The following is a 23,310-nucleotide window of genomic DNA, read 5'->3' as shown; positions in this document are numbered from 1 at the left end:
CTCAGGTCAGTACCGTGCGGATGACGGCGTCAGCAAGCAGCCGACCACGATCGGTCAGGATCAGATGGCCGTCGTCGACGATCGCCAAACCGTCGGCGACAACCTGATCGGCCGAATCATGTTCGGACACAGTTAATTCCGATAATGGCAGGCCGGTGCGCAACCGTGCGGTCAGCATCACCCGCTCCATGTGAATGTCGTCGGCGGACAGTTCCTCACTGCCACCGACGGGCAGTTCACCCTGTGCGAGTTGCTCCGCGTAGCGCGCCGGGTGCTTGACGTTCCACCACCGCACTCCGCCGACGTGACTGTGCGCGCCGGGACCGGCACCCCACCAGTCGCCGCCGTCCCAGTAACCGAGGTTGTGACGGCAACGGGTATCCCCGGATTCGACCGTTTCCGCCTTCGCCCAATTGGAGACCTCATACCAGGACAATCCAGCCTCGGACAGCCGCGCGTCGATCCGTTCGTACCGCGACGCCAACACATCGTCGTCGGGCGCGGGCAATTCACCACGGCGAACCTTGCGCGCCATCGCAGTGCCGTCCTCCACGATCAGCGCATAGGCCGAGACGTGATCGACGTCGGCGGAAAGAACTGCATCCAAGGAAGCATCGAGATCAATATCCCGCTCCCCCGGCGTTCCGTAGATCAAGTCGAGGTTCACGTGCGCAAACCCTGCCGCGCGCGCCTCTTTTGCGGCCGCTACTGCCCGGCCCGGTGTGTGCGTGCGGTCCAGGATCTTGAGCACATGCTGGGCCGCCGACTGCATACCGAGAGAAATTCGCGTGAAACCGGCGCTGCGCAGGGCGTCGAAAAACTCCGGCGACGTCGATTCGGGATTCGATTCCGTCGTGACCTCGGCACCGGGAGCCAGACCGAAACTGCTCCGTACTGCCTCGAGCACCTCGGACAGACCGTCGCCGCCCAGCAGCGACGGGGTTCCGCCACCGACAAACACCGTCTCGGCCGCCGGTGCTCCGGTCATCTGCGCCGCGAGGTCGAGTTCGCGTTTGAGCCCTTCAAGCCAGGACTGCGGCGACGCCGAGGTCCCCAACTCGCCCGCGGTGTACGTGTTGAAGTCGCAGTAGCCACATCGCGTCGCACAGAACGGGACGTGGACATAGATCCCGAACGGCCGCGTCCCGACGCCCTCGAGCGAGCGAGCGGGCAACACGAAGGGGGTTGTAGCGGTGACATTCACTCCACCAGTCTCCCAGCATCGCGCGTGCCGACCTATTCGCCGACCTGGCCGGACCACCAAGTCCCCTGAGCACGCTATTTCCCCCATTTTTCGTGGAAATAGGTCCCCGAGTCGGAATTATCGAGTTGACGTGGCACAATGGTCCGCATGACCGGACCAGGAGTACGACTTGTGGCGCGTCGCCACGTCGACTTCAAGCGCGTGTGCAGTTCCACGTGTCTGCACTGCTGTTGCTGTTGATCTTCAACTGATCAACAAGCCTTCCCCGCTCATCTCCACCTGTTTCCCCAGCCTTCAGCGTTTCCGCTGCCTGCTTGGTGAGCACATCTGCCGGCCGCAAGCCTTTCGAGCCCGAGGACAGCCCCCTCACTCGACACGGTCCGGTGCACCCCGATCGGACAGAGTCACAATGCTGCAGCGTTTGCGTGCCTCGTGCCTGATCAACACCGCCGAAGATCCAGGAGTTCATCGATGACGTCGACAACCGACGCCGCCCCGACTGCCGATTCGGCAGCGCCCGCCGAGGCACGGCCCGCTCGCGCTGCTCGCCCCACGAAGCAGCGCGCCGAAGGTCAGTGGGCCCTCGGATACCGCGAGCCGCTCAACGCCAACGAGCAGGCCAAGAAGGACGACAACCCGCTCAACGTGCGAGCGCGCATCGAGAACATCTACTCGAAGCAGGGTTTCGACAGCATCGACAAGAGCGACCTGCGCGGCCGGATGCGGTGGTGGGGCCTCTACACCCAGCGAGAGCAGGGATACGACGGCACCTTCACCGGCGACGAGAACCTCGATCTCCTCGAGGCCAAGTACTTCATGATGCGAGTGCGCTGCGACGCCGGCGCGCTCAACGTCGAGCAACTGCGCACCATCGCCGGTATCTCGAAGGAGTTCGGCCGCAACACCGCAGACCTCTCCGACCGTGAGAACGTTCAGTTCCACTGGATCGAGATCGAGAACGTCCCGGAGATCTGGAAGCGTCTCGAAGACGTCGGACTCAAGACCACCGAAGCCTGCGGTGACTGCCCCCGCGTTGTCCTCGGTTCTCCCCTGGCCGGCGAATCGTTCGACGAAGTCCTCGATCCCACTCCGGCGATCGACGAGATCGTGCGCCGCTACATCGGCGACCCCAAGTACTCCAACCTGCCGCGCAAGTTCAAGACCGCCATCTCCGGTCAGCAGGATGTTGTTCACGAGATCAACGACATCGCCTTCATCGGCGTGAACCACCCCGAGCACGGCCCCGGCCTCGACCTCTGGGTCGGCGGCGGACTGTCCACCAACCCGATGCTCGCGCAACGCGTCGGCGCCTGGATTCCGCTCGACGAGGTTCCCGACGTCTGGGAAGGTGTTGTCTCGATCTTCCGCGACTACGGCTACCGTCGTCTGCGCGCGAAGGCCCGGCTCAAGTTCCTCATCAAGGACTGGGGCATCGAGAAGTTCCGCGAAGTTCTCGAGACCGAGTACCTGAAGCGTCCGCTCATCGACGGTCCCGCACCGGAGAAGCCCACGCGCCCGATCGATCACGTCGGCATCCAGAAGACCCGAAACGGCCTCAATGCAGTCGGTTTCGCGCCGATCGCCGGCCGCGTGTCCGGCGATATCCTGGCGCAGGTCGCCGACGCGGCAGAGAAGGCCGGCAGCGACCGGATCCGCTTCACCCCGTACCAGAAGCTCATCATCCTCGACGTTGCAGACAACACGCTCGAGCCGCTGATCGCCGACCTCGACGCACTGGGCCTTCCCGCCCGTCCGTCGCACTGGCGCAAGAACCTGATGGCCTGCTCCGGCATCGAGTTCTGCAAGCTCTCGTTTGCCGAGACCCGCAAGCGCTCGCAGGTTCTCGTTCCGGAACTCGAAGAGCGTCTGGCCGACATCAACAGCCAGCTCGACGTGCCGATCACCATCAACATCAACGGCTGCCCCAACTCGTGCGCCCGCTCGCAGGTCGCGGACATCGGCTTCAAGGGCCAGCTCGTCGACGACGGTGACGGGAATCAAGTGGAGGGTTTCCAGGTTCACCTGGGAGGCAGCCTCGGATTCGACAGCGCCTTCGGACGCAAGCTGCGCCAGCACAAGGTCACCAGCGTCGAGATGGGTGACTACATCGACCGCGTCGTACGTCAGTTCGCGAAGAACCGCAACGAAGGTGAGCGGTTCGCCGAATGGGCAGTGCGAGCAGACGAAGGAGATTTGCGATGACAGTGGACATTTCGCGAGCAACCGTCGACGAGCTTCGGGCGATCGCCGAACGCGGTGCCGTAGAACTCGACGGAGCCATCGCGCAGGAACTGTTGCAGTGGACCGAGGACACGTTCGGCGACTCGTACATCGTTGCATCGAATATGCAGGACGGTGTGCTGGTTCATCTTGCCGCACAGGTACATCCGGGCGTCGACGTACTTTTCCTCGACACCGGCTACCACTTCCCCGAGACCATCGGCACGCGTGACGCTGTCGAGCAGGTGTACGGCGTCAACGTCATCAACGCTCGCGCATTGGCAAGCGTCGGTGAGCAGGACATCGCGGAGGGCAAGGACCTCTTCGCCCGCGATCCCAACCGTTGCTGCGCACTTCGCAAGGTCGCGCCGCTCAAGCAGACGTTGTCCGGCTACAGCGCCTGGGTTACCGGCATCCGCCGCGTCGAAGCTCCTACTCGCGCCAACGCTCCGCTGATCTCCTTCGACGAGGGCTTCGGACTCGTCAAGATCAATCCGATCGCTCCGTGGTCGGACGAGGAGATGCAGAACTACATCGACACCCATTCCATCCTCGTCAATCCGCTTGTCGACGAGGGCTATCCATCCATCGGCTGCGCGCCCTGCACCAGCAAGCCAGCCCCCGGCAGCGATCCGCGTAGCGGTCGTTGGGCCGGTGCCTCCAAGACAGAATGCGGGTTGCACGCATCATGACAGTTGACTTGACACTTTCACGTCCTCAGCTCGACGGCACACAGTTCGATACTCTCGACGCCCTCGAGTCCGAAGCGATCCACATCTTCCGAGAGGTGGCCGGCGAGTTCGAACGCCCGGTCATCCTGTTCTCGGGCGGCAAGGACTCCACGGTTCTTCTGCACCTGGCGATCAAGGCCTTCTGGCCTGCACCGCTGCCATTCACGCTGCTGCACGTCGACACGGGCCACAACCTGCAGGAAGTCCTCGACTTCCGTGACCACGTCGTGGCGAAGTACAACCTGCGCCTGCACGTGGCCAGCGTCGAGGAGTACATCGCGGACGGTCGCCTCACCGAGCGTCCCGACGGTATCCGCAACCCGCTGCAGACCGTTCCGTTGCTGGACGCGATCTCCGAGAACCGCTTCGACGCCGTCTTCGGTGGCGCTCGCCGCGACGAAGAGCGGGCCCGCGCCAAGGAGCGAATCTTCTCCTTGCGCAACGCTTTCGGCCAGTGGGATCCCAAGAAGCAGCGCCCGGAACTGTGGAACCTGTACAACGGTCGCCACTCCCCCGGCGAGCAGGTCCGCGTCTTCCCGCTCAGCAACTTCACCGAGCTCGATATCTGGCGCTACATCGCCCGCGACAACGTCGAACTCGCCAGCATCTACTACGCACACCAGCGTCCGGTGTACCAGCGCGACGGCATGTGGATGACCCCCGGCGTCTGGGGTGGACCGGCCGAAGGCGAAGAGCTGCAGACCCTTTCGGTGCGTTACCGCACCGTCGGCGACGGTTCGACCACCGGTGCTGTTCTCTCCGATGCAGCCGACAATGAAGCCATCCTGGCCGAGGTTGCGGCATCACGTTTGACCGAGCGCGGCGCGACCCGCGGCGACGACCGAGTTTCCGAAGCGGCCATGGAAGACCGCAAGCGAGAGGGCTATTTCTGATCATGAGCGACTTGCTGAGACTGGCAACTGCCGGCAGCGTCGATGACGGAAAGTCCACCCTCGTGGGCCGCCTGTTGTACGACACCAAATCCGTTCTCGCCGACCAGATCGACGCCGTGACCCGCGCGTCGGTGGACCGCGGCCTCGATACCCCCGACCTCTCGCTCTTGGTCGACGGTCTGCGCGCCGAGCGTGAGCAGGGCATCACCATCGACGTGGCGTACCGCTACTTCGCGACCCCCAAGCGCACGTTCGTGCTGGCCGATACACCAGGCCACGTGCAGTACACCCGCAACACGGTCTCCGGAGCGTCGACGGCTCAGCTCGTGATCCTGCTGGTCGATGCCCGCAAGGGTGTCATCGCGCAGACTCGTAGGCACGCAGCGGTTCTCGCCTTGCTCGGTGTCCCGAAGCTCGTTCTCGCCGTGAACAAGATCGACCTCGTCGAGAACCCCGAAGAGGTCTTCACCTCGATCTCCGCAGAGTTCAACGAACTCACCAGCTCACTGGGCTGGGCAAGCGAAGACGTCGTCGAGATCCCGGTGTCGGCTCTGCACGGCGACAACGTCGCCATCCGCTCGGACAAGACCCCGTACTACACCGGCCCCACGCTGATCGAGCACCTCGAGTCGATTCCGGTCGACGCCGAGCCGCACCGCGTCGGCCTGCGATTCCCGGTTCAGTACGTGATCCGCCCGCGCACCGCGGAGTTCCTCGACTACCGCGGATATGCCGGCCAGGTTGCTGCCGGTTCCGTCGTGCCAGGAGACGAAGTGGTGATCCTGCCTTCGGGTACGCGCACCACTGTCGTCCGGATCGACACCGCCGACGGTGAACTGGATGTCGCTCACGCCGGGCGCAGCGTCACGCTGATCCTGGCCGACGACGTCGACGTCTCACGCGGCGACACCATCGCGTCGCCGTCGGACGCACCCGAGCCCATCGGCGAATTCGACGCCACCGTCTGCTGGCTGGCCGAGAAGCCGCTTCGCCCCGGTGCACGCTTGCTGCTCAAGCACGGCACACGCACGACGCAGGCCATCGTCGGCAGCTTGGTGGAGCGCTTCAACGAGCAGGATCTCACCACGGATCAGGGCCCGGAAACACTCGAGCTCAACGAGATCGGCAAGATCTCGATCCGGGTAGCCGAGCCGATCGTGGCCGACGACTACGCCGTCAACCGCCACACGGGCAGCTTCCTGTTGATCGATCCCGCTGGTGGAAACACTCTCGCAGCCGGCCTGGTCGGCGACGTCATTTCCGCTGTCGAATTGGGCGAGCGCGTCTAAGAAGATGGTTCCGCTCATTGCTGTTGCACACGGAAGCCGTGATCCCCGTTCCGCTCGGGCGATCACGGCTGCCGTGGCGGCTCTTCGTGAAGCCCAGCCAGGTCTCGATGTCCGGCTGGCGTTTCTCGATCTCAATGCGCCGTCCATCGATCAGGTCCTTGACGGTGTTGCACACGACGGCCACACTCACGCCGTTGTTGTTCCGATGTTGCTGGGCCACGCTTTCCACGCCCGCGTCGACCTGCCCGGGCTCCTCGCAGCGGCCACACTGCGCCACCCGCAGTTGACCGTGACCCAAGCCGAGGTACTGGGTCGTGACGATCGATTGATCGAGGCGCTGCGGGAGCGAATTCTCGAAGCCGGTGCGCATCCCGACGATCCGTCGGTGGGTGTAGCGGTTGCCGCGGTCGGCTCGTCCGACGCGGAAGCCAACTCCGCAACTGCCGAGATTCCCGGCGCCCTCGCTACCGGAACGAAGTGGTCCGGTGTTCGAGTCTGTTTTGCCACCTCGGCGCAGCCCAGCGTGGGGGCCGCAATTTCCGCACTCCGCGAAGGCGGCGCCAACCGCATAGTTGTTGCGCCATGGTTTCTTGCACCCGGCCTTCTGACCGATCGCCTCAGTGCTGCCGCAACTACCGCTTTCGACGGCACGGTTTTTGCAGACACCATCGGTGCCCACGCCCTGCTGATCGAGACGATGATCGACCGATACAACGCCGCTGCTGAAACTCTTCCCGGCCGGTTGATTCGCTCCGCCTGAGCAATTTCACAGGCCGTTATCAGATTGTTACCGTACTGTTGGTTCCACCAACCAGTTGGGAGCAAGACGATCACTCACAATTTCCGTCTCGGCACCGCCGGCGTCGCCTGGGTCCTGTCCGTCCTGTATCTACTGGTCGAGATCCTCACAGCCGGCGCCTGGAAGACTCCCTACAGTTTTGCGCGTGATTCCATCAGTTCGCTGGGCGTCACAACCTGCAGCACCGATTCGTGTTCACCGCTACACGACGTGATGAATGCCGCGTTCATGATCCTCGGCGCACTCACCATTCTCGGAGCAGCGTTGCTGCACAAGTACATTCCGGACGGTCGCACGAAGAAATGGATACTGGGACTGGCAGTCGTCGTGGCCTTGAGTACCGCTGCCACCGGAATGTTCCCCGCCAACGACGGAACCTTCGTCCACTGGACTGCTGTCCTGCCCGGATTTGTCGCCCGCCACGCCGTCCTCGTGCTTCTCACCGTCTCGTTCTGGAACCACCAGCGGTGGATCGCAGTGTGGTCAGGCCTTTGCGCGGCAACAGGACTCGTCGGTGCTGTCCTTCTCCTCGGCCGAACCCTCACCTTCGGACTCGGTGAACGTCTCACGCTCTACCCGCTTCCCATGTGGATGGCCGTCACAGGCGTCGCAGCGATCCTCGCCCTGATGCGCAGAACCGTTCTGAAAAACGTCGACATGACACTTCTCGGTAACGGATTCATCACTGCCCTGCTGTCATTGCGGCCACGTCGATCACTGCCCTCGGTCTCCACCGACGTGCTTGCCCGGCGGGCAAAGGCTTCCGTGTAGCGAACCCGAGGCGAGCAGGGACACACTGGAAGGAGGCGACGCGAGGAGACTCCCATGACCAGTGCATCTGTTCGACACGGAATCGTGGCCGGAATCGACGGCTCCCCCGGCGCGGTGAACGCTGCGCGATGGGCGGCGTCTGCGGCCCGGAAATTCGACGAACCGCTGCGCCTGACACATGTGCTGCGCGGACAACCGGATTTCAGCGAAGGCGGCGCCGTGACCGACGAAGAGATGTTCGATCGTCACGTCCGTATCGAAGGTGCGAAGTTGGTCGAGGAGGCCGAGAACGCCATTCGTGACGACCACACCGACGTCACCATCGAGCGTGTATTCGTCTCCGGTACCACGGCGGCAGCGCTCGTCGAACTCTCGAAAACCGCACGAATCCTCTCACTCGGACAAGCCGGAACCACCGAGATGCAGTCGGTGTTTCTGGGATCCGACACGATCAGAGTGGTGAACCGCGCCCATTGCCCGGTGACCGTCTTCCGCGGCAGCGGCGATCACGCCAACACCGACACCAGGCCCATCGTCGTCGGTATCGACGGCAGCAAACTCAGCGAACTCGCCACCGGCCACGCCTTCGAGTTTGCGGCGTTTCTCGGTGTGCCCCTCGTTGCCGTCCACACCTGGAACGAACACGCCTCGCTCGGGGGCTACTCCGAAGCGCGGCGGTTCACCGATTGGGGTCCGTACGAGGAGCACGAGAACGCGCTGCTCTCCGAATGCCTCGCCGGCTGGACCGAGAAGTACCCCGAGGTCGAGGTCACTCGCAGCGTGCAGAGAAGTGGACCGATGAAGGCGCTTCTCGAACATTCAGCCGAGGCTCAACTTGTTGTCGTGGGAAGCCACGGTCGAAGCCCGTTCATGGCCTCGATCGTGGGATCCACCAGTCAGAGCCTCATTCACCACGCCCAGTGCCCGGTGATGGTGTGCCGCGAGGGGTGAGAAACCGCGTCACACCTGGCCTACGAGGCTCACAACCGTCGGAGAGTCCACCGGCTCTTCCGGAAGGTCCGGAACCCGAGTCGCACGGGCGTACACCGTCTCGCCGGCTTCCAAATGCAGAGCAGCACTGTCTCCGCGCGTGACCTGAGCTGAGAACAGCTCCCCCGTCGCTTCGTTGCGCAGGTCCACACGAACCTCGAAGCCCAGGTACACCACACGTTCGACCGTCGCCCGGGTGACGCCGAGCGATTCTGCGGTTCCGGCTTCCTGAGCGAGAGCCATGCTGGGGTCGCGGCCGAGCCGGATGTCGTGCGGGCGCACCAACTGGCCGTTGAGCTTGGCGACAGATCCGAGGAAGGACATCACAAAATCGTTGGCCGGGCGGTCGTAGAGGTCGGCAGGTTCACCGATCTGCTCGATCCGTCCCTTGTTCAGCACAGCGATACGATCCGCGACATCGAGGGCTTCCTCCTGGTCGTGGGTGACCAGAACCGTCGTGACATGCACTTCGTCGTGCAACCGGCGGAGCCAGGTGCGCAGGTCTGCGCGAACTTTCGCGTCCAGCGCGCCAAAAGGCTCGTCGAGCAGCAGCACCTGCGGATCGACGGCAAGGGCACGCGCCAATGCCATCCGCTGACGCTGACCACCGGACAGCTGTGCCGGATAACGATGCTGGAAGCCGTCGAGGCCGACGATCTCCAGAAGTTCGTTGACTTTCTTCTCGATCTCCGGCTTCGGACGCTTACGGATCTTGAGACCGAACGCGACGTTGTCGCGAACCGTCATGTGCTTGAACGCGGCGTAATGCTGGAACACGAACCCGATGTCACGCTTCTGCGGGGAGACGCCGGTGACGTCCTTTCCCGCAATCGTGATGGTGCCGGAATCGAGTTGCTCGAGACCCGCGATCGACCGCAATAGCGTCGACTTGCCGGAGCCACTCGGCCCGAGCAGTGCGGTCAGGGAACCGGACGGGATGTTGACGGACACGTCGTCGAGCGCCGCGAAGTCACCGTAGTTCTTACGCGCCCCGGTCACAGTGATCATGTGTTGCTCCTCTTGCGGTCCAGCAGCGTCATCAGCAACAGGACAATGATGGCGATGCCCATCAGCAGAGTAGCTGCCGAATACGCACCAAAGGTGTTGTGATCGTCGATGTATCGCGAATGCACGAGCAAGGTCAACGTCTGGGATACCCCTGGGAAGCCCGACGACACCATGATGACAGCCCCGAATTCACCGAGAGAGCGGGCAACGGTCAACACGATTCCATAGGTCAAGCCCCACCGAATCGCGGGCAACGTGATGCGCCAGAACGTCTGCCACCCCGAAGCCCCCAGCGTCGCCGCGGCCTGCTCCTGCTCGTCACCGATCTCGTGCAGGACGGGTTCGACCTCGCGGACGACAAACGGCAACGTGACGAAGATGGTTGCGAGCACCATGCCAGGCAATCCGAAGATCACCTTGAATCCCAAGGACTCGATTCCGCCGAACCATCCGTTTGCGCCCCACAGCAGGATCAGCGACACACCGACCACAACAGGCGAGACCGCAAACGGCAGGTCGACGACGGACTGCAAAACACCGCGACCGGGAAAACGCCCGCGCACCAAGGCAAGTGCGGTGACAATTCCGAAGATCACGTTGATCGGTACCACGATCACCACGATGAGCAGCGACAGATTCAGTGCCGAAATCGCCGCAGGCGTCGTGATCGAGTCGATGAACGCGCCGATCCCGTTCTCGAACGTACGCGTCAAGATCACACCGATCGGCACCACAAGAAGAACGAACAGGTACAGGAGCGCGACGGACCGCAGTCCGATCCGCGATTTCGTGGAAATGTTCATCAGCCGCGTTCCTCACGTCGTTGACCCCGAGAAGAGAAGAGACGCAGCACGAACAGCGTCACGAACGCGATGAGCAGCAAGGCCACCGACACCGCAGCAGCATTGGTCGGACGATCGATTTCGATCTGCTGCTGAATGTACTGCGACGTCACCTGCGTCACGCGCGGAATGTTGCCGCCGATGAGAACCACCGAACCGTACTCACCGATCGCTCGCGCAAACGCCAGGCCGGCTCCTGAAATCACGGCAGGAGCCAGCGTCGGCAACACAACGGAACGGAAGATCGTCCAGTTGGACGCACCCAAAGATGCTGCCGCTTCCTCGACTTCACGATCGACCTCCATCAGAACCGGCTGCACCGAACGCACCACAAACGGCAGAGTCACGAATGCCAGCGCGACGATCAGGCCGGGCTGGGTTGCGTTGAGGTGAATGTCGATCGGTGACTGCGGCCCGTACAGCGACAGCAGAACAATCGACGCCACGATGGTCGGCAACGCAAACGGCAGGTCGATCATCGCGTTCACAATTCGCTTGCCCGGGAACTCGTCTCGCACAAGCACCCACGCGATGATCGTGCCCATCACGACGTTGATCAACGCCACGACGATCGAGGCGAACAGCGTCACCCGCAACGACGCCAGCGCGACCGGTGCGGTGATGGCGTCCCAGAACCCGGCGATACCGTCGTCGAAAGCGGTGACGGTCAGCGCCGCGAGCGGCAGCAGGACGATGATGGAAAGCCAGAGTGTGGCCACGCCGATGCCGAGTGGCCCGACGCTTCCCGTGACCCGCGCGAGTTTGGGTTTGCGGGTCACGGGTGTGCGTTCAATGGTGTCGGTCACGGCAGTCTTACTTGGTTGCGTTGTCGTAGATTACGGCGATGGAACCGGTATCCTTGGTGAACAGTGTGGAGTCGACGGTCTTCCAGCCACCCAGATCCGTGATGGTCCACAGCTTCGTGGGCTCCGGGAACTTGTCGGTGAACTCGGCGGCAACCGCGGGATCAACCGGGCGGAATCCTGCTTCGGCCCACAGCTTCTGGCCTTCGGTGGTGTAGAGGTAATCCTTGAACGCCGTTGCCTGCTCCAGAACCTTGCTGTTCGACAGCACAGCGACCGGATTCTCGATCTTGAACGTCGTCGGCGGGGTGACGTGCTCGACCGGATCTCCGTTGCCCTCGATGAACAGTGCTTCGTTCTCGTAGCTGATCAGAACGTCGCCGCTGCCCTGCAAGAAGGCTTCCGATGCTTCGCGGCCCGACTTCGGCTGGATCTTGACGTGATCGTTGACGAGCGCGGTGATGTAGTCGAGGCCGGCCTGCGGGTTCTTGCCGCCGTCACTCTTTGCCGCGTACGGCGCCAACAGGTTCCACTTGGCCGAGCCCGAACTGAACGGGTTCGGGGTGACAACCTCGAGGCCGGGCTGGAGCAGGTCGTCCCAGTCCTTGATGCCCTTCGGGTTTCCGGGACGCGTCACGATGGTGACAACCGATCCGAACGGAATTCCGTTGTAGGCGTCCTGATTCCAGTTCTTGTCCACCAGGCCCGCGTCGACGAGGCGAGTGATGTCGGGCTCGACGGAGAAGTTGACGAAGTCGGCTTCCGCGCCGTCCTTCACCTTGCGCGACTGGTCGCCCGAGGCGCCGTACGACGGGTTGAACGCAACGTTCTTGCCGTCTTCCGTCGCCTGGAATGCGGGAATCAGCTTGTCGAAGCCGGGCTTCGGGACCGCGTAGGCAAACAGGTTGATCGTGCCGGCGCTACCGTCGCTGGCAACCGTATCGGCGCCGACGGTATCGCTCGAGCCACCGCTGCACGCTGTGAGTACCACGGCCCCCATGGTCGCGATAGCAGTGAGGAGTGTGCGGGAACGGCGTTTCATTGCAGATACCTTCCGAGAGGGCTGACAGAAAAGGGCTGACACAGCGTGAAAGTCCGAGACCTCTGGGGCTGAATCCATCGGAATGTTCGGACATGAAGAGCCGACGGGGCTTTAAGATGCCCATGGTCGGGGGGCGCGAACTACGCGCAGAAGAGTTCGAGCGGGGCGCACGTGCGCCACCGAGGAATTCGAACTACAGGGAAATCAACAACAGGCGACGTCAGCGACGTCAAGCATGCCGACAGCGATCAACGCCAACTGGTGGCGGATCTGGGGAGCTGCTGCTTCGGACACGTCGAGGACTCTAGCAGAGCATTCCGGCGGTCTCGAATCGAATCTCTAACGAGTGAGAAGCCACGCCACGATACAAAGAAGGATCAGGGCGATCAGTGCAAGAGTGACCCGTGAGCGGGGCATCAGTTTTCCTCGACTTCTCTGAAAGATTTCTCGGGGGTTTTCTCGGAGATTGCCGCTGGGGTGCGTCGTAGCCACTCGAAGACCGGCGACGACAACACTGCTGACAATCCACGATCCAGACCGATCGCGATGCCGGCACACAGTGGAACAACAACGGCAAGGACCAACACGACCTGTGGGATGAAGGGAAGGCCGGCAATCCACAGCTCCACGCCGTCCCACCAACCCGCAATTCGCTCCACGCTCATCACCCTATCGTTCGCCGCCGCGGGCACCGAACAGCTGCGGAGTGGACGTGCCTCAGATCTGGCCGGACAATGTCCGAATGAGTGTCGACGACGAAGTAATGCAGGCCGTCCCCTCCACCACGGCAGGCCACCACCGAAGCACCTTCCCGCCCATCGACGACTACGCATTTCTGTCCGACTGCGAGACATCCTGCTTGATCGCCCGGAACGGATCAGTGGAGTGGATGTGCGTCCCGCGTCCCGACTCTCCGAGCGTCTTCGGCGCGATCCTGGATCGCAGTGCAGGGCACTTCCGGATCGGCCCGTACGGCCAGAACGTTCCGGCAGCTCGCCGCTACCTTCCCGGCGGGCTCATTCTCGAGACCACCTGGCAGACGGAGACGGGATGGCTGGTCGTGCGCGACGCGTTGGTTCTCGGCCCGTGGCACAACGTCGACAAGCGTTCCAGCACTCATCGGCGCACACCCACCGACTGGGATGCAGAACACATCCTGCTCCGCACTGTGAAGTGCGTCAGCGGCACTGTCGAACTCGAAATGAGCTGCGAACCGGCCTTCGATTACCACCGGGGTGCCGCAATCTGGGAGTACACCGGCAAGGTGTACGAGGAAGCGACGGCCACGTGCCATTCCTCGCGGCCCGGCGATCATCCGTCACTGCGCCTCACCACCGATCTGCGCCTCGGACTCGAGGGGCGCGAAGCCCGTGCCCGCACCCGGCTGGTCGAGGGCGACAACGCGTTCGTCGCACTGTCGTGGTCCGAACTGCCGTCGCCGCAGACCTTCGACGAAGCCGCCGAGATGATGTGGCAGACCGCAAAATCGTGGCGGGAATGGGTCACCATCGGCAAGTTCCCGGACCATCCGTGGCGGGCCTACCTCCAGCGCAGCGCACTCACCCTCAAGGGGCTCACCTATGCCCCCACCGGCGCCCTCCTTGCCGCCTCCACGACATCTCTCCCGGAAACACCTGGCGGAGAACGTAACTGGGACTACCGCTACGCGTGGGTTCGCGATTCCACCTTCGCACTCTGGGGCCTCTACACCCTCGGACTGGACCGCGAGGCCAACGATTTCTTCAACTTCATCTACGACGTCTCCAGCTCCGACCACGGGAAACCACACCCGTTGCAAGTCATGTACGGCATCGGCGGTGAGCGAACCCTCGAGGAGTCCGAACTGAGCCACCTGTCCGGCTACGACGGTGCCCGGCCGGTACGGATCGGCAACGGCGCGTTCGACCAGAAACAGCACGACATCTGGGGCACCATGCTCGACTCGGTGTATCTCCACATCCGCACCCGTGAGCGTGTCCCCGAAGCATTGTGGCCGCTCCTCAAGCGGCAGGTCGAGGAAGCCATCAAGCATTGGCGTCAACCCGACCGCGGGATCTGGGAAGTGCGCGGCGAACCGCAACACTTCACATCGTCGAAGATCATGTGCTGGGTTGCTCTCGACCGCGGCGCCAAGCTCGCAGAAATGCAGGGCGAGAAGAGCTTTGCGCAGCAGTGGTCCGCCATTGCCGACGAGATCAAAGAGGATATCCTCGCTCACGGCGTCGACTCTCGTGGTGTGCTCACCCAGCGATACGGCCACAATTCACTCGACGCATCGCTGCTTCTCGCGCCGCTCCTGCGTTTCCTTCCGGCCGACGATCCCCGCATCCGGGCAACCGTGCTTGCCATCGCCGACGAACTCACCGAAGAAGGCCTGGTTCTGCGCTACCGCGTCGAAACCACCGACGACGGATTGAGCGGCGAGGAAGGCACATTCACCATCTGTTCGTTCTGGTTGGTCTCGGCGTTGGTCGAGATCGGCGAACTCGAGCGCGCGAAGCACCTGTGTGAGCGTCTACTCGGATTTGCCAGCCCGCTCAAGCTCTACGCCGAGGAGATCGACGCACACACCGGCCGTCATCTCGGAAACTTCCCGCAGGCGTTCACCCACCTGGCATTGATCAACGCCGTGGTGCACGTGATCCGCGCCGAGGAGGCCGCCGAAGCCGGCGCATTCCAGCCTGCGCACAACGCGACGTAAGTCCCCTGCTGTGCGCCTTTCTCAACCGCCCGCGGTTAAAGAAAGGCGCACAGCAGATAGGTGGCGCTCCGCATCCGCGCCGATCCGCCGAACCACGTCACCGGCGGGGTGAGTTCCATGCACGAGTCCCACCGCTTCTCCGGCATACACGACGCCGTTGTTCGGATCGGACGGGTCGTACGCCTTTGCGAGAGTTTCCTCATCGGCATCGACGCCGTCCCACGCTGCCGTGAAGTCGTTGGCGATGGCTCGGCCACCCCAACGCTGCGGCCACGGCTGACTGCGCGCTCGGTCGAACACGGACGTGTAGACGGTGTCCGCACTCCCAGCTTCGACGACGCGATCACGCGCGTAATCCGGGCCGACAGTTTCGGGGCTGGCGAGCAACGCGGTCCCGATCATCACGCCCTCCGCGCCGGCAGCAAGAACCGCGGCCAGACCGCGCCCGGTCCCGACTCCACCCGCAGCGAGCACCGGCAGCGAGGTTGCTTCGAGGATCTCCTGCAGCAGAGGCAACGTCCCGATGCGGCCGGTGTGCCCGCCGGCCTCACCGCCCTGCGCGATGACGGCGTCCACTCCCGCGGCCTCCACGATACGAAGGTCCTCGAGCGTATTGATCTGTGACACAACAGGAATCCCGGCATCGTGGATGCGGCCGACATAGGCGGCGGGATCACCGAACGACAAGGTGATCATGGTCGGTTTGACCGCGATCGCGGTGTCGAGCATCAATTCGTTCTCGGGCAGTGACCACGTCATGAGCCCGACACCGAATTTCCCGCCGATCGACCGAGCCACGTCGGCTTCGGCCTCGATCCACTCGGGTGTGTTGTACCTGGCCGCCCCCAGCAGACCCAGCCCACCGGCAGCGGAGACCGCGCCGGCGAGGGCACCACCGGCCCGCCCACCCATGGGTGCCCCGAGTACGGGGATCTCGATTCCGAATTCTCGGGACAACCAGGTGGTGATCATGCGCTCCTACTTCTTGGGCTTCTCGCCGACCGATTCGGATGTCAGTGCTGCCACGAATGCTTCCTGCGGAACCTCGACGCGGCCGATGGTCTTCATCCGCTTCTTGCCTTCCTTCTGCTTCTCGAGCAGCTTGCGCTTACGGCTGATGTCGCCGCCGTAGCACTTGGCAAGGACATCCTTGCGGATTGCGCGAATGTTCTCGCGCGAGATGATCTTCGCGCCGATCGCGGCCTGGATCGGAACTTCGAACTGCTGACGCGGGATGAGCTCGCGCAGCTTCGATGTCATGCGGCCACCGTAGGCGCCGGCATTGGAGCGGTGAACGATCGAGGAGAACGCGTCGACGGCCTCGCCCTGCAGCAGAATGTCGACCTTCACCAGGTCTGCCTGCTGCTCGCCGGCCTCTTCGTAGTCGAGGCTGGCGTAGCCCTTTGTGCGGGACTTGAGCGCGTCGAAGAAGTCGAACATGATCTCGCCCATGGGCAATTCGTAGCGCAGTTCGACGCGGGTCTCCGACAGGTAGTCCATGCCGCCGAGCTCACCACGACGCGACTGGCACAGCTCCATGATGGCGCCGACGTACTCGCTCGGCGCGATGACGGTGCACTTGGCGACCGGCTCGTACACTTCACGAACCTTGCCTTCAGGCCAGTACGACGGGTTGGTGACGATGACCTCGGACCCGTCTTCCATCACGACGCGATACACGACGTTGGGCGCCGTGGAAATCAGTTCGAGACCGAACTCGCGCTCGAGACGGTCACGGGTGATTTCCATGTGCAGCAGTCCCAGGAAGCCGCAGCGGAAACCGAATCCCAGAGCAACCGATGTCTCGGGCTCGTACGCCAGGGCCGCGTCGTTGAGGCGGAGCTTGTCCAAAGCGTCGCGCAGCACGGGGTAGTCCGAGCCGTCCATCGGGTACAGACCCGAGTAGACCATCGGCTTGGGATCGCGGTAGCCGACGAGCGGTTGAGTGGCACCGTTGCGCGTGGTGGTGACAGTGTCACCGACTCGCGACTGACGAACGTCCTTCACACCCGTGATGAGATAGCCCACCTCGCCGACACCCAGGCCGATACTGGCCTTCGGCTCGGGCGAGATGATGCCGACCTCGAGCAGTTCGTGCGTGGTGCCGGTGGACATCATCGTGATCTTCTCGCGCGGACGGATCCGGCCGTCGACAACACGCACGTACGTGACCACGCCGCGATACGCGTCGTAGACCGAGTCGAAGATCATCGCGCGAGCCGGACCGTCGGCATCACCGACGGGTGCGGGAATCTGCACGATTACTTCGTCGAGCAGTTCCTTGACGCCCATGCCGGTCTTACCCGAGACGCGCAGGACATCGCCGGGCTCACAGCCGGTGATGTGCGCAATTTCCTCGGCATAGCGGTCGGGATCGGCAGCCGGGAGGTCGATCTTGTTGAGGACGGGAATGATCTTGAGATCCTTCTCCATCGCCAGGTACAGGTTGGCCAGTGTCTGAGCTTCGATGCCCTGAGCTGCGTCGACCAGCAGGATCGCGCCTTCACACGCTTCGAGCGCACGCGAGACCTCGTACGTGAAGTCGACGTGGCCGGGGGTGTCGATGAGGTGGAGGACAAACTCTTCACCGTTGACAGTCCAGGGCAGGCGCACATTCTGGGCCTTGATGGTGATGCCACGTTCGCGCTCGATGTCCATGCGGTCCAGATACTGCGCGCGCATCGCCCGCTCTTCGACCACGCCGGTGAGCTGCAGCATGCGGTCTGCCAGCGTCGACTTACCGTGGTCGATGTGCGCAATGATGCAGAAGTTCCGGATCTGCGCAGGATCCGTGAACGTCTTGTCGGCGAAGCTGCTGATGGGAGACCCCTTAATCGGACCGGCACCGGCCCGGATCCGGGCCACTGTCAACCCTTAGGATATCCAAGTCTCACCGCCGCCGCGCCAGCGGTTCCCGCACAGAGCACTCGGGTGTGCCCGCACCAAGCGCTCAGGGTTCCCGCGCACCATGCGATTATGCTCGGTCGCCATGGCAAGCATGTGGAAGCAGCTCGGTAGAACCCTCGGTAACTTCGCTCTGGACAAGGGCCCGACACTGCTACGCCAACTGCAGTCGTCGAACGCGTCGACGGGCCCGTCCGGCCGACCGGTCGCGGCGCGCACCGTTCCCACCGCGCATCGCGCCCGCAAGGTCGAATACTCCCCCGATCTCGACGGCAAAGCCGATCCCGGCGAGATCGTCTGGACCTGGGTCGCCTACGAAGAGGACCCGACGCAGGGCAAGGACCGCCCGGTTCTGGTTGTCGGCCGAGACGGGGACACACTCCTGGGCTTGATGCTGTCGTCGCAGAGCAAGCGCAACGGCGAGCGAGATTGGGTCGCCATCGGGTCCGGCCCGTGGGACAGCGAAGGCCGCCCAAGTTGGATCAGGTTGGATCGTGTTCTCGACGTCCCGGAAGCCGGTATTCGCCGCGAAGGAGCCGTCATGGACCGTAAGAAGTTCGAACTGGTGGCCACCAAACTTCGGGCCGACTTCAGCTGGAGCTGAAGCCGACCCGAAGGACAAAGCACTACCGAAACGCTCAGCTGTTGAGGCGGCTCAGCTGTTCAAGCGATTGAATCGGCCGAACAACGCGCGATAGATCAGTGCGCCGAGTGCGCCGCCGATGATCGGGAACACGATGAACAGCCACACTTGGCCCATGGCACCGACCTGATACGGGGCGACGGCAAGGCTGCGGGCGGGGTTCACGGACGTGTTGTCGATCGGGATCGAGATCAGGTGGATCACGGCGAGCGTGAAGCCGATGGACACACCGGCCAGCGGAACGTCGGAGATCTGGTCGGTGGACGCCAGAACGACGAACACCAGTAGCGCGGTCAGCAAGATCTCGATGATCATCGTGGCGCCGATGCCGTAGCCGTCGGACACCACCATTCCGAGGAGATTTTTCTCGGCCGACGGACTGTGCGCTCCCCAGCCGTTAGCACCCAGGCCGTCTGCGACTCTGTTGTAGGCAGGAAGGCTGTTTGCGACGGTGTAGATGACAACACCCGCAAGAAGACCACCGATTATCTGAGCGACGATGTAGATGCCCGCATTCACTGCCGAGATTCGCCCGATGGCAAATTGGCCGACGGTCACTGCGGGATTGACGTGACAACCCGAAATCGGGCCGATGGCGTACACCAGAAACAGCAAGGTCAAACCGAAAGCCAGAGCAACCCCGAGGTTTCCGACTTTCGCACCGGCAAATACGGCGGTGCCGACGGCGGAGAACACCAGTACAAATGTCCCCACCGCTTCGGCCACATATTTCTTGACGTCCGAAATCGGTTCGACCTCGGTTAATTCCTGTGCAGTTGGAGACATATTCCCACCTTCTTCGTCAATGAAACGGCAGTAATGCTCACGCGTCTAGATTTGCCGGACTTTACGCAAGGCGAGTGATCTCCACAACAACTTCGAGATCTGTCGATCGACCGCCGGAATAGATTCCCTTCAGCGGCGGCACATCCGAATAGTCCCGACCTATCCCGACCGCGACATGTTGTTCATTCACAGCTATCACGTTTGTCGGGTCGTATCCCCACCAGGCACCCGTCCACGCCTCAATCCAGGCGTGTGATTCCCCTACCACCGTGTCCCCGATAGCGGCATCGCGCGTCGGATGCAGATATCCGGAAACATATCGACACGGAATTCCCATGGTGCGCAGTATGTCGAGTGTCAAATGCGCATAATCCTGACACACACCTTCGCGTGCGGCCCAGGCTTCGACCGCCGACGTGTGGACACCGGTAGTCCCGGGCACATACGACATTTCGCTGTGCACCCATTTCGACACGGTCACTACCGCTTCCTCCGGCGATAAACCCTGTCGCAATTCTTCGGCAATTGCCGTGAACTTCTCGTCTCGCGGGACATAATCCGTGAAACTCAATTGTTCGTTGAACCGATCCTTGATCGAATTACCGGCCAACTCGTCCCAGCCGACCTTTTCTTCCGGCGCGACAAACGGTTCCGTCTCGACAACGGAAAGACCGGTGACTTCCAGTTCCTTATGCGGCGCATGAAGATCGAAAGCCGTCACCGCAGTACCCCAATAGTCGGTGTACCGGTAGGCACGCGAAGCCGGTTGGGTCTCGACGCGGTTCAGGATGACCGTTTGCCGGTTGTCACCCCGTGGAGTCAGTCGTACCTCGTTGTACGACGACGTCACCGGAGCTTCGTAGGCATATCCGGTCGTGTGTACAACCCTCATTCGCCAACTCACAGTTCCCCCTCCACAGTCGCCTCGGCGTAGACAGCACTTGCGTCAGTCCACGCGACCCATGGCGCGGCATGGAAGTACTGCAACGAAATAGCCTCACCCAGTTCGCGACACGTCTCCTGCCAACCCAACAGTCTCAACTGCAAATCCTCGAGCAACACTCCCTGGGGGAGGAACTCGAGCTCACTTCGTGCCCTACCGAGCAATCGGGTGGCCTCAGCGCGGATCCCGACCCGGCTGGCCTGCTGCGGGTCCAGTTCCTCCAGGCACTTCTCCGCTTGCCGAATCGAGTGGAACACCGACCGCGGAAACAGCCGATCGAGAAGGATGAACTCCACGACCCGGTTCGCGTCGAGAGCACCACGGTAGGTACGGAGGTACGTGTCGTGCGCGCCGGCCGAGCGCAGCACCGACACCCAGGCAGGCGACGTCGGCTTGTCCCCCGCACGAGCCAGCAGCATGCGCACGATCATGTCGACTCGCTCGATGGAGCGACCCAACAGCAGGAACCGGTAACCGTCGTCGCGGCTGAGCGTCGAATCCGCCAGTCCCGCAAACATTGCCGCGCGTTCCTCGACGTAGCGGAAGAACTCGTGTGGCCCGAGGTAGCGCGACGCTCGCTCGCGCTCCCCCAATCCGTTGTACGTCGTGTTCAGGCACTCCCACATCTCACTGGACGTCACCTCACGTGCGCCACGAGCGTTTTCCCGGGCGCTCGACAGTGAGTCGACGATCGATCCGACCTGATTGCGACTGAACGCAACAAGATCCGTCAGCGACCGCACATCCAGTTCCTCTTCCGGCGCGTCGATTCCGAGGACCCGAAGCAACAACCGCGACGTTCGATCCGGATCGAGGGTCGTGTCGTCGAGCAGTTGGTGGACGGTCACGTCGAGGATGCGCGCGGTGTCATCGGCCCGTTCCACGTAACGGCCGATCCAGTAGAGAGATTCGGCATTTCTGGCAAGCATCCTTACATCACACTCCGTTCTGTTGACCGCTTCGGCGTGATCACTGTTGTTGTTGATTCAGTTGTGACGGAGTCAGTTCCGGGCCCTTGTCAGGTTCTGCGGATTCCGGCGGTTCGCCGACAAGTTCCTCACCCGCCAGTTCTCCGGCGTCGGTTGATGTCGCCGCGGCCAATACCCATGTGTCCTTGCTTCCCCCGCCTTGGCTCGAGTTGACCACCAACGAGCCTTCCGGGAGCGCCACGCGAGTCAACCCGCCGGGCAATACCCAGATGTCGTCACCGTCGTTGACCGCAAAGGGACGCAGATCGACATGACGCGGCGACAACACGTCCCCGATCTTCGTGGGCACTGTCGACAACTGCACCACCGGTTGAGCGATCCAGCCGCGCGGATCGGCTCTGATCTTTCCGGTGATCTCGGCCAGTTCCGCCGGGCTCGCGTCCGGGCCGAACACGATGCCGTACCCACCGGACCCCTCGACGGGTTTGATCACCAGTTCCGCGACGCGGTCGAGTACTTCCTCACACTCGTCGTCGAGCCAGCAACGGAACGTGTCGACGTTCTGCAGCAACGGTTTCTCGCCGAGGTAGTAATCGATGATCTGCGGCACATAGGTGTAGACAAGTTTGTCGTCTCCGACGCCGTTTCCCACAGCACTCGAAATCACGACGTTGCCGGCCCGGGCCGCGTTGAGCACGCCGGCCACACCGAGAATCGAGTCCGGGCGGAAGTGCATCGGGTCGAGGTAGTCATCGTCTATCCGTCGGTAGATCACGTCGACCTGACGTTCACCTTCCGTCGTGCGCATGTAGACGACGTTGTCGCGGCAGAAGAGGTCGCGGCCCTCCACCAACTCGACACCCATCTGTCGCGCGAGCAGCGAGTGTTCGAAGTACGCCGAATTCGCGACACCCGGTGTGAGAACAACCACAGTTGGGTCGGCTTCGTTCGTGGCCGCACCGGCTCGCAGGGCGCGCAGCAAATGAGTTGCATAATCACCGACAGCGCGCACCCGGTGCGACATGAACAGGTCCGGGAACACCCGCGTCATGGTCCGACGGTTCTCCATCACATAGGAGACCCCGGACGGTGATCGCAGATTATCCTCTAGCACCCGGAAGTCACCGACTTCGTCCCGCACCAGGTCGATCCCGGCCACGTGAATACGCACGCCGTTGGGCGGCACAATTCCCGTGGCCTCCCGGTGGAAGTGCTCACACGAGGTGACCAGCCGCCGGGGAAGCACGTGATCACGCAGAATCCGCTGTTCGCCGTAAATGTCTGCCAGAAACAACTCCAGCGCTTTGACCCGTTGTTTGATGCCCTTTTCGAGGTGCGCCCACTCCTGCGCCGCGATAACGCGCGGAACCACATCCAACGGGAAGGGGCTTTCCTGCCCCGAGAGCGAGAACGTCACCCCCTGATCGATGAAGGCGCGACCAAGAGCGTCTGCGCGGGCCCCGAGGTCCTTACTGCTCGTCGGCGCCAGCGCGGAGTACACCCCTCGATAGGACTCGCGCACTGATCCGTCGGCGTCGAACATCTCGTCGAAAGCCAACTCGTAGCGACCGATGTCCGCATATCCGTCGAACACTCCGGAGGGACGCGCCCGCGTCGTGGCCGAGCCTGTATTCACCACATTGTCTGTCGTCGGCGTCATAGCAAACATGCTGCTACACGTCCGCGATTTGAGCAGTGCGGAAACATCCCCGCAAACCCGGTGTAACCTTCTCAATCAGGCGCATCGTGCGGCGGTTTGGGATATTCGACCCTGGACTGGTAATCTTGCCAGTCGGTGCATCAGTGCGCCCA

Annotated in this window: 22 protein-coding genes; 9 read left to right on the top strand and 13 right to left on the bottom strand. The window is 62.7% G+C overall.

From position 1 onward, the window contains the following. Position 1: 1 nt before the first annotated feature. Complete coding sequence (hemW, locus tag RG2_RS09485; protein ID WP_033232973.1) at positions 2-1,204, bottom strand: radical SAM family heme chaperone HemW; 1,203 nt, start codon at positions 1,202-1,204, stop codon at positions 2-4. Between the two features lie 471 nt (positions 1,205-1,675). Here hemW and RG2_RS09480 point away from each other — a divergent pair, with 471 nt between their 5' ends. The 7 genes from RG2_RS09480 to RG2_RS09450 are packed head-to-tail and all read left to right on the top strand — an operon-like array spanning position 1,676 to position 8,858. Next, the gene (locus RG2_RS09480; RefSeq protein ID WP_033232972.1) at positions 1,676-3,406 is read left to right on the top strand and encodes a nitrite/sulfite reductase; all 1,731 of its coding nucleotides are present in this window, start codon (positions 1,676-1,678) and stop codon (positions 3,404-3,406) included. After that, positions 3,403-4,116 (top strand): phosphoadenylyl-sulfate reductase, encoded by a 714-nt coding sequence (locus tag RG2_RS09475; protein ID WP_033232971.1) that lies wholly within the window; start codon positions 3,403-3,405, stop codon positions 4,114-4,116. Before RG2_RS09480 ends, RG2_RS09475 begins: the two co-directional genes overlap by 4 nt. Then, on the top strand, positions 4,113-5,048 hold the full coding sequence (gene cysD / locus RG2_RS09470; RefSeq protein WP_033233176.1) for a sulfate adenylyltransferase subunit CysD: 936 nt from the start codon (positions 4,113-4,115) through the stop codon (positions 5,046-5,048). Before RG2_RS09475 ends, cysD begins: the two co-directional genes overlap by 4 nt. A 2-nt stretch (positions 5,049-5,050) precedes the next feature. Next, entirely contained in the window at positions 5,051-6,337 is a 1,287-nt protein-coding gene (locus tag RG2_RS09465) for a sulfate adenylyltransferase subunit 1 (RefSeq protein ID WP_033232967.1), read from the top strand. Positions 6,338-6,341: 4 nt separating this feature from the next. Further along, complete coding sequence (locus RG2_RS09460; protein WP_033232965.1) at positions 6,342-7,097, top strand: sirohydrochlorin chelatase; 756 nt, start codon at positions 6,342-6,344, stop codon at positions 7,095-7,097. 24 nt (positions 7,098-7,121) lie between these two features. Beyond that, the gene (locus RG2_RS09455) at positions 7,122-7,907 is read left to right on the top strand and encodes a DUF998 domain-containing protein (RefSeq protein WP_051730377.1); all 786 of its coding nucleotides are present in this window, start codon (positions 7,122-7,124) and stop codon (positions 7,905-7,907) included. 54 nt (positions 7,908-7,961) lie between these two features. Beyond that, positions 7,962-8,858, top strand: a complete 897-nt coding sequence (locus RG2_RS09450) for a universal stress protein (RefSeq protein ID WP_033232963.1) — start codon at positions 7,962-7,964, stop codon at positions 8,856-8,858. 9 nt (positions 8,859-8,867) lie between these two features. Here the strand turns inward: RG2_RS09450 and RG2_RS09445 are convergent, their stop codons facing one another. The 6 genes from RG2_RS09445 to RG2_RS09425 all read right to left on the bottom strand — a co-directional run bounded on the left by RG2_RS09445 (position 8,868) and on the right by RG2_RS09425 (position 13,251). Next, positions 8,868-9,905 (bottom strand): sulfate/molybdate ABC transporter ATP-binding protein, encoded by a 1,038-nt coding sequence (locus tag RG2_RS09445; RefSeq protein ID WP_033232961.1) that lies wholly within the window; start codon positions 9,903-9,905, stop codon positions 8,868-8,870. Continuing rightward, on the bottom strand, positions 9,902-10,708 hold the full coding sequence (cysW, locus tag RG2_RS09440; protein ID WP_033232959.1) for a sulfate ABC transporter permease subunit CysW: 807 nt from the start codon (positions 10,706-10,708) through the stop codon (positions 9,902-9,904). The genes RG2_RS09445 and cysW overlap by 4 nt, the downstream gene beginning before the upstream one ends. Beyond that, entirely contained in the window at positions 10,708-11,553 is an 846-nt protein-coding gene (gene cysT, locus RG2_RS09435) for a sulfate ABC transporter permease subunit CysT (protein WP_033232957.1), read from the bottom strand. Before cysT ends, cysW begins: the two co-directional genes overlap by 1 nt. Before the next feature lie 7 nt (positions 11,554-11,560). Further along, a complete protein-coding gene (locus RG2_RS09430; protein ID WP_033232955.1) occupies positions 11,561-12,592 on the bottom strand; it encodes a sulfate ABC transporter substrate-binding protein in 1,032 nt (343 codons plus the stop codon). A 204-nt stretch (positions 12,593-12,796) separates the two neighbouring features. Next, entirely contained in the window at positions 12,797-12,886 is a 90-nt protein-coding gene (locus RG2_RS32690) for an Ms4533A family Cys-rich leader peptide (protein WP_309599224.1), read from the bottom strand. 122 nt (positions 12,887-13,008) lie between these two features. Further along, the gene (locus RG2_RS09425) at positions 13,009-13,251 is read right to left on the bottom strand and encodes a hypothetical protein (protein WP_033233174.1); all 243 of its coding nucleotides are present in this window, start codon (positions 13,249-13,251) and stop codon (positions 13,009-13,011) included. An 83-nt stretch (positions 13,252-13,334) separates the two neighbouring features. Here RG2_RS09425 and RG2_RS09420 point away from each other — a divergent pair, with 83 nt between their 5' ends. After that, on the top strand, positions 13,335-15,293 hold the full coding sequence (locus RG2_RS09420) for a glycoside hydrolase family 15 protein (protein ID WP_033233173.1): 1,959 nt from the start codon (positions 13,335-13,337) through the stop codon (positions 15,291-15,293). A 21-nt stretch (positions 15,294-15,314) separates the two neighbouring features. On the opposite strand, the gene RG2_RS09415 is transcribed toward RG2_RS09420, so the two are convergent. Then, positions 15,315-16,265, bottom strand: a complete 951-nt coding sequence (locus RG2_RS09415; RefSeq protein ID WP_033232953.1) for an NAD(P)H-dependent flavin oxidoreductase — start codon at positions 16,263-16,265, stop codon at positions 15,315-15,317. 6 nt (positions 16,266-16,271) lie between these two features. Then, complete coding sequence (gene lepA, locus RG2_RS09410) at positions 16,272-18,164, bottom strand: translation elongation factor 4 (protein ID WP_033232951.1); 1,893 nt, start codon at positions 18,162-18,164, stop codon at positions 16,272-16,274. Between the two features lie 118 nt (positions 18,165-18,282). Between lepA and RG2_RS09405 the strand changes: the two genes are divergently transcribed. Continuing rightward, complete coding sequence (locus RG2_RS09405; protein ID WP_033232949.1) at positions 18,283-18,801, top strand: type II toxin-antitoxin system PemK/MazF family toxin; 519 nt, start codon at positions 18,283-18,285, stop codon at positions 18,799-18,801. Positions 18,802-18,852: 51 nt separating this feature from the next. Here RG2_RS09405 and RG2_RS09400 read toward each other — a convergent pair whose 3' ends face one another. The 4 genes from RG2_RS09400 to RG2_RS09385 form a co-directional block, all read right to left on the bottom strand. Then, positions 18,853-19,626: an aquaporin gene (locus tag RG2_RS09400; protein WP_033232946.1), complete on the bottom strand. Its 774-nt coding sequence runs from the start codon at positions 19,624-19,626 to the stop codon at positions 18,853-18,855. A gap of 61 nt (positions 19,627-19,687) precedes the next feature. Continuing rightward, on the bottom strand, positions 19,688-20,518 hold the full coding sequence (locus tag RG2_RS09395) for a transglutaminase family protein (protein WP_033232944.1): 831 nt from the start codon (positions 20,516-20,518) through the stop codon (positions 19,688-19,690). Positions 20,519-20,526: 8 nt separating this feature from the next. After that, entirely contained in the window at positions 20,527-21,498 is a 972-nt protein-coding gene (locus RG2_RS09390; protein WP_033232943.1) for an alpha-E domain-containing protein, read from the bottom strand. Between the two features lie 40 nt (positions 21,499-21,538). After that, positions 21,539-23,158 carry a circularly permuted type 2 ATP-grasp protein gene (locus RG2_RS09385; RefSeq protein ID WP_033233172.1) on the bottom strand — a complete coding sequence of 540 codons (1,620 nt, stop codon included), beginning with the start codon at positions 23,156-23,158 and terminating at the stop codon, positions 21,539-21,541. Between the last annotated feature and the right edge of the window lie 152 nt (positions 23,159-23,310).

Source organism: Rhodococcus globerulus NBRC 14531, assembly GCF_001894805.1.
Lineage (GTDB): Bacteria > Actinomycetota > Actinomycetes > Mycobacteriales > Mycobacteriaceae > Rhodococcus_F > Rhodococcus_F globerula.
Note: the sequence above shows the minus strand (reverse complement) of the source record. Positions and strands in the feature narration are given on the sequence as shown.